Here is a 7,207-nt window from a genome sequence, read left to right as displayed (position 1 = left end):
GCAACACTACTGGTTTTGGTCCAGTCATTCTAGGTTCGAGTCCTAGTAGGCCAACGTAAAAGCCCCTTTGATGCGCTCCGCACCCCAGGGGTTTTTTTATGGCAGCAATCGGCACAACAACTTCTCCTACTTTGTTTACCGGAATAATATTTAAAACGGTATCTTTAATTCCTTACGGGGATCACGGCAGTGAGGACGTTCGGCCCGGAGGGTTCTATGACTGGCTGCCCAATAAAAAGACATTTCTAAAACCATTCTTCAATATGAAAAATCGAAAGCTTATTAACGTGATAGGTCTTTGGACACTTCTATTTACCTTTTTGTTCAACCTTAATTTGAGTGCCCAGGAAAAGATGGGAGGGCTTGCATTATACACCGTTAGGGCAGAAATGAGCAAGAATCCGGTCGAGACCCTGGAAAAAGTTTCCAATACTGGGTATGCCTACGTGGAAGCTGCGGGTTACCAAAACGGTAAATTCTACGGGATGTCCCCAGAGGAGTTTCGTTCGGAATTAAAAAGACTGGGGCTCCGACCTATGAGTACCCACCAGGGCAGTGTTACCCTCGAAAATGCAGACAACATGATCGCCGATGTGAAGGCAGCAGGTTTTACCTACTTTGTGGTGCCTGTTCCTCCTATGGGGATGTTTACCTATGACCGCGAGACCAGCAGTATGGGGATGAAGGGGACTGTGGAAGATCTGGCGGGTATCCTTGAAGTCTTGGGTAAAAAGTGTGCGGCAGCAGGATTGCAACTCCTGTATCACAACCACGATTTCGAATTCAAACCTGATGAAAATGGGGTGGCCCCTATCGATTATTTATTGGAAGAGCTCAGTCCGGAATACGTCAATTTCCAGATGGATTTATACTGGGTAACCAAGGCGGGCGCAAACCCTATCGCTTACTTTGAGAAATATCCAGGGCGCTTTAAAATGTGGCATGTCAAGGACATGGACAAGCAGGGGCGTTTTGCTCCCGTGGGCCAGGGGGAAATCGATTTTAAAAGCATCCTCGATAAGAAAGAACTTTCAGGTATGGAATACTTCATGGTAGAGCAGGACCGGACCTTCGACGGACTGAAACCCCTGGAAGCCATTAAAATCAGTCACGAAGGGATCCGGAAAATTGGTTTTCAATAGTACAAGAGTTTGTAGCTGACTAATACAATGTGGCTTGATGTCAGAAGGGCTAAGTGAGTAAATGCTCCAAAAAATTCCCAACATAGTAGGCTACCAGGGCTGCAATCGCTCCAAGGCCCAGGGTCTCTGATATTCCTTTCAGGATGCGGGTTTGATTTACATAGGCTTTGAGCCATCCGATGAAGAGAAAGCCCCCTGCGGTGAGGATGGAGGATATTAAAAAGAGGTCATGTCCTACAGGCTTCAGGTAATCGATCACAAATATCAATAAGGGGATCAGGCCGATCAAGATAAAGGACGCGTAAGTAATGCCCCCGATGAGCAGGGGGGATTTTTGCTGCCGGCTCATTTTCAGGCCTTCCTTCATTTTTACGTCCACCCAACGTTCCTTTTCCCCGGTGATCACCTCCACCACCTGGTTCAGCAGCTCTCCCTCAAACCCTTTTTCCGAATAAATTTTCCGGATATACTGTTTTTCCGTTTCATGTACTTCCTCCACACTTTTACCAGTGATCTGGCGGTGCTTGTCATACTGTTCTTTCTCAGTTTTGGTGGAAAGGTAGGCCCCTACAGACATGGCGAAACCGTCTGCGAGTAAATTTGCAAACCCGAGTATGATTATGATCGCACTGTCCAGGCTGGCCCCAACGGACCCGGCCACCACAGCAAAAGTGGTTACACAGCCGTCCATTCCCCCATAGACGAACTCACTCAAATACGGCTCCAGTTTCTTAAAGCCAAAGCTGCTCATGCGCTTCTAATTTTGATCTATATAAAGGATATTCATTCCAAATCGAGAGGGGGATTATCCCCGTGTTCTTCCTGTTCATGTTCTTTGGCTGGTATAGGCGCCACTTCATTTTCAACAGGTTCGGGCACCATTCTTTTCTTGTCCCGTATCATGGCCCAGGTCATGATAAGGCTGGTGCCAATGATCACAAACAGCAATATCCCCGGTTCAAAACTGGCTGCCTCAAATTCTGAAGGGATGGCATAGAAGAGTAGAATGGTGATCAGTCCCCTGGGCGCAACAAACAGCTGTGGGAAAAGATCCTTGCCCACAAACGTTCGAAGCAGTACGTATCGTATCCCGTAGATGGATGCCAGGATCAGGATACTGATCAGTAAGACCCTTACACTCAACAATGTGGACAGTACAATTGTGATCCCAAAAACCACAAAGAAAAAAGTGCGGACCACAAAGGCAGATTCCAGGGTAATGATATGTAGTTCCTTGTAGATCTGTTTTGCCTGCTCTTCCTTTAGGTATTTTTTCAGAGGCCCTCCAAAAAAGAGTTTCATGTTGGCGATGACCAGGCCAAAGACCAGAATGATGATGAGGGAAGAGAGGTGGAGTTTTTTGCCTATGGCATATAGCAACAGGAGGACTGCGATCAGCAGGAATTGCTTGGCCTGCGAACGGATGGATTGAAAGATCAGGATAATAACATAACTGGCAACAACAGAAATAACAACGGTAAGCAACACGCTTCCGGCAAACCCCCCAACACTACCTCCTTCGGCTGGATTCAGCTGTCCCAAGAGGAAATAGAAGAGGATGATCCCGGCAATATCCGAAAAGGTACTTTCATAAATGTGAAACTCTTTCTTTTCTTCAGGCAGCCTTCCCACACTGGGTATGATGATCGCACTTGATAATATAGACAATGGGGTTGCATAGACCCAGGCCTGTGCCATGCTCATATCGGGGACCAGGGAATACAAAATCCAGGCAGCTACCCAGGCCGACAGGCCCAGGCCCATAAGGGCTATGGCCAGCGATTTCAAAAGGATCCAAATTTTGTCCTTCCGCAGCTCCAGCTCCAGTGCGGCTTCCAGTACGATCATAATAAGACCGATTATTCCGAGGACCTCCAGAACCGGGAAAAGATCAGGTAATTGGTCAACAAAGGCCAGGGCCACATATTGGAGGATAATCCCGAGGATAATGAGCATAAGCACCGAGGGGATATTGGTTTTCCGCGATAAGGTGTTGAACCAGAAGGAAAGGATCAGGATTACCGAGGCTTCAATGATCAGGTTGTATGAGGAGAAAATATCCATAAGTTGTATAGCAGGTTTAGCAAGGAGTAACCTTCCTTATATATTAAAGGTAGTATTTAATCCTCAAAGCTGGGAAAAGAATTTCGGGCTTTGATTTTCCGTGTACGGGACTGTTTGGGATGAGAATATTTGTTGTATATTTGCACCACTGAACGGATAGTAATGTATTCATGAGGGGACACTTAGTCCCCTCTTTTATTACTGAAATTTATGTTGAAGGAAAAGGTGGTCCAGTTACTGGAAAGGGAATTAAAAAACAACCCTTCCCTCTTTTTGATCGATATGAAGGTGTCTGCAGACAATACGATCAAGATCGTTATTGACGGCGACGAGGGGGTACGCCTGAGTGATTGCGTTGCTGTGAGCCGTTCCATTGAAGGGGGGCTTGATCGCGAGGAGTTCGATTTTTCTCTGGAAGTCACTTCGGCCGGTGCTACGGCACCGATAAGTAATCCCCGGCAATATCGGAAGAACATCGGAAGGAAACTCGCAGTGCGCACATCAGATGGGCAATTTGAGGGTAACCTGACGGCAGCCGAAGAGGACCATATCATATTGGAATGGAAAACCAGGGAACCCAAAACGGTGGGTAAGGGAAAGACTACGGTGTTGAAGAAACAACAAATACCGATTACGGATATTGAGGAAGCAAAGGTGAAATTGAATTTTTAATTAGGTAGCTCATGGAAAATATTGCATTGATTGAATCCTTCTCAGAGTTTAAGGATGACAAATTCATCGACCGGGTAACGCTTATGGCTATTCTGGAAGATGTTTTCAGGAATGCTTTGAAAAAGAAATTCGGATCTGATGATAATTTTGATATCATTATCAACCCGGACAAAGGGGATTTGGAGATCTGGAGGAACCGGGTAGTTGTGGAAGACGGTGAAGTGGAAGAACCCAATGAAGAAATCTCCCTGAGTGAGGCCCGAAAGATTGAACCTGATTTTGAGGTAGGTGAGGACGTATCAGAGGAAGTTAAACTGGTTGACCTCGGCAGAAGGGCGATCCTGGCGCTGAGACAAAACCTGATCTCGAAGATCCACGAACACGACAATACCACGATCTACAAGCAATTCAAAGATCTCGAAGGGGAAATCTATACGGCAGAAGTACACCATATCCGCCATAAGGCTATCATCCTGCTGGATGACGAAGGCAATGAAATTATTCTCCCTAAAGAAAAGCAGATCCCTTCTGATTTCTTCCGCAAAGGAGACAATGTACGGGGGATTATCGAAAGTGTGGAACTCAAAGGAAATAAACCTTTGATCATCATGTCTCGTACCTCCCCTATATTCCTGGAGCAATTGTTCTTCCAGGAAATCCCTGAGGTATTTGATGGCCTGATTACCATAAAGAAAGCGGTCCGTATCCCCGGTGAAAAAGCCAAGGTGGCAGTGGATTCCTACGATGACCGCATAGACCCGGTAGGTGCCTGTGTTGGGATGAAAGGATCCCGTATCCACGGTATCGTCAGAGAATTGGGGAATGAAAATATAGATGTGATCAACTGGACCAACAATCCTCAGTTGATGGTCACCCGGGCCCTGAGTCCGGCCAGGGTGTCCTCCGTTAAACTGAATGATGAGAATATGACAGCCCAGGTCTACCTGAAACCCGAGGAGGTGTCCAAGGCCATTGGCCGCGGAGGACACAACATCCGGCTCGCCGGGCAACTTACTGGTTATGAGATAGATGTATTCCGAGAAGGAGTGGAAGAAGATGTGGAACTCACGGAGTTCTCAGATGAGATCGAGTCCTGGATCATAGAAGAATTAAAGAAAATTGGGCTGGATACGGCCCGAAGTGTGCTGGAGCAGGATGTTGACGACCTGGTTAAGCGCACGGACCTTGAGGAAGAAACCATATACGATGTAGTGCGTATCCTCAAGGAGGAATTTGAAGATTAAACTATATATTAGCACTGAATTTTTAGAGAGGTAAAGCATTTTTATGGCAGAAGGCGCAAAAATAAGGCTTAACAAAGTTCTCAGGGAACTCAATATATCGTTGGACAGGGCGGTTGAGTTTCTGGCATCCAAAGGACACAAAGTGGAGGCCAGACCAACCACCAAGATTTCCAATGATGTTTATCAGGTCCTCCTTGATGAGTTCCAGACGGATATGAGCAAGAAAGCGGCTTCCATGGAAGTTGGTGAGGAAAAGCGAAAGGAAAAAGAAGCCTTAAGATTGCAACTGGAACAGGAGCAGGAAGAAAAAAGGCTGGCACAGGAGAAGCGTTCTGCAGCCAGGGAAGTGGTCAAAGCTAAGGTAGAGCTTAGCGGTCCGAAAAAGGTTGGGAAGATCGACCTGGACAAAAAACCAGAACCCAAACCTCAAAAAGAGGAGAAAGCCCCGGAAGCCCCTGCAGAGAAGAAGGAAGTAAAGACTACTGCCAAGAAGGAAGAGGTACAGGCTAAGCCAGAGGCAATCGAGACCCAATACCAGAAATTATCCGGGCCCAAGATTATGGGCGATAAGATCGACCTCTCCAAGTTCGAGAAACCAAAGAAGAAAAAGGAAACCGAAGCCAAGCCGGATAAAGCGGACAGGAAAAAACGCAGAAAGCGTATTGTAAGCAGCCGTGGTTCTGAAGGGCGGGCACGTACAGGAGGCAAAAAAGGACCGCGTTTTGCGGGAACACCTCGTGTAGAACCCTCGGAGGAGGAAGTGCAAAAGCAGGTAAGGGAAACCCTTGAAAAACTTCAGGGGAAATCCAAAAAAGGCAAAGGAGCCAAATACCGCCGCGATAAACGGGAACTGCACAGGCAGCAGACAGAAAAGGACCTGGAACAACAGGAACTGGAAAGCAAGATCCTCAAAGTAACGGAGTTTGTTACCGTAGGGGAGGTGGCCACCATGATGGAAGTCCCCATTACAGATATTATTTCGGCCTGTATGTCGCTTGGGATCATGGTGACCATGAACCAGCGCCTGGATGCGGAAACCTTGTCGATCGTTGCAGACGAATTTGGCTATGAAGTGGAATTTGTCAAGGCGGATATTGAGGAGACCATAGAGGAGGAGGAAGACGATCCAAAAGATCTTAAACCGAGGGCGCCCATTGTCACGGTGATGGGACACGTTGACCACGGTAAGACCTCCCTGCTGGATTACATTCGTCAGGAAAACGTTATCGCCGGGGAGAGCGGGGGGATCACCCAGCACATTGGTGCGTACGGGGTTACCCTGTCTAACGGACAAAAAATTACCTTCCTGGATACACCCGGGCACGAAGCCTTTACGGCGATGAGGGCACGTGGGGCACAGGTAACGGATATTGCGATTATCGTGATCGCGGCAGATGACGATATCATGCCACAGACCAAGGAAGCGATCAGCCATGCCCAGGCGGCAGGCGTACCTATCGTTTTTGCTATAAATAAAATTGACCGTCCTACGGCCAATCCGGATAAGATCAAGGAAGGCCTGGCCAACATGAACCTGCTGGTTGAGGACTGGGGTGGAAAAATCCAGTCACACGATATTTCTGCAAAAACAGGCGAGGGCGTCAAAGAATTGTTGGAAAAAGTGCTGCTGGAAGCCGAACTGCTCGAACTGAAAGCAAACCCGGACAAACATGCCAACGGAACGGTTGTGGAAGCTTTCCTCGATAAGGGGAGAGGATATGTATCTACCATCCTGGTGCAGGCGGGAACGCTGCATATCGGGGATTATGTGCTAGCTGGTACCTGTAGTGGAAAGATCAGGGCCATGCAGGATGAGCGGGGTAAAGCGGTGAAAATTGCCGGACCCTCCACGCCAATTTCTATCTTAGGTTTGGATGGTGCTCCCCAGGCAGGCGATAAATTCAATGTGCTTGAAGACGAAAAAGAAGCCAAGCAAATTGCCGCTAAACGGAGTCAGCTCCAGCGGGAACAGGCGGTTCGTACCCAAAGGCATATTACGCTGGACGAAATTGGAAGGCGAATTGCACTGGGCGAATTCCAGGAACTCAATATTATCCTCAAAGGGGATGTGGATGGATCTGTGGA

Annotated in this window: 6 protein-coding genes; 4 read left to right on the top strand and 2 right to left on the bottom strand. The window is 47.6% G+C overall.

Annotated elements, in window-relative coordinates; translation table 11 throughout:
* Positions 1–263: 263 nt before the first annotated feature.
* Positions 264–1,142 carry a sugar phosphate isomerase/epimerase family protein gene (locus tag AC4E7D_RS09420; RefSeq protein WP_490173547.1) on the top strand — a complete coding sequence of 293 codons (879 nt, stop codon included), beginning with the start codon at positions 264–266 and terminating at the stop codon, positions 1,140–1,142.
* A 49-nt stretch (positions 1,143–1,191) separates the two neighbouring features.
* Here the strand turns inward: AC4E7D_RS09420 and AC4E7D_RS09415 are convergent, their stop codons facing one another.
* Both AC4E7D_RS09415 and AC4E7D_RS09410 read right to left on the bottom strand, forming a co-directional pair.
* Positions 1,192–1,893 carry a VIT1/CCC1 transporter family protein gene (locus tag AC4E7D_RS09415; protein WP_490173546.1) on the bottom strand — a complete coding sequence of 234 codons (702 nt, stop codon included), beginning with the start codon at positions 1,891–1,893 and terminating at the stop codon, positions 1,192–1,194.
* Positions 1,894–1,925: 32 nt separating this feature from the next.
* Positions 1,926–3,206 (bottom strand): cation:proton antiporter domain-containing protein, encoded by a 1,281-nt coding sequence (locus tag AC4E7D_RS09410; protein ID WP_490173545.1) that lies wholly within the window; start codon positions 3,204–3,206, stop codon positions 1,926–1,928.
* 210 nt (positions 3,207–3,416) lie between these two features.
* Here AC4E7D_RS09410 and rimP point away from each other — a divergent pair, with 210 nt between their 5' ends.
* The 3 genes from rimP to infB all read left to right on the top strand — a co-directional run.
* Positions 3,417–3,878, top strand: coding sequence for a ribosome assembly cofactor RimP (gene rimP / locus AC4E7D_RS09405; protein WP_490173544.1), 462 nt, complete (start codon positions 3,417–3,419; stop codon positions 3,876–3,878).
* Positions 3,879–3,889: 11 nt separating this feature from the next.
* Entirely contained in the window at positions 3,890–5,122 is a 1,233-nt protein-coding gene (gene nusA / locus AC4E7D_RS09400) for a transcription termination factor NusA (RefSeq protein WP_490173543.1), read from the top strand.
* 43 nt (positions 5,123–5,165) lie between these two features.
* Positions 5,166–7,207: translation initiation factor IF-2 (gene infB / locus AC4E7D_RS09395; protein ID WP_490173542.1), on the top strand; the 2,042-nt coding region annotated here is incomplete at its 3' end.

Source organism: Lentiprolixibacter sp., assembly GCF_982873095.1.
This window is presented reverse-complemented; position numbering and strand designations above follow the sequence as displayed.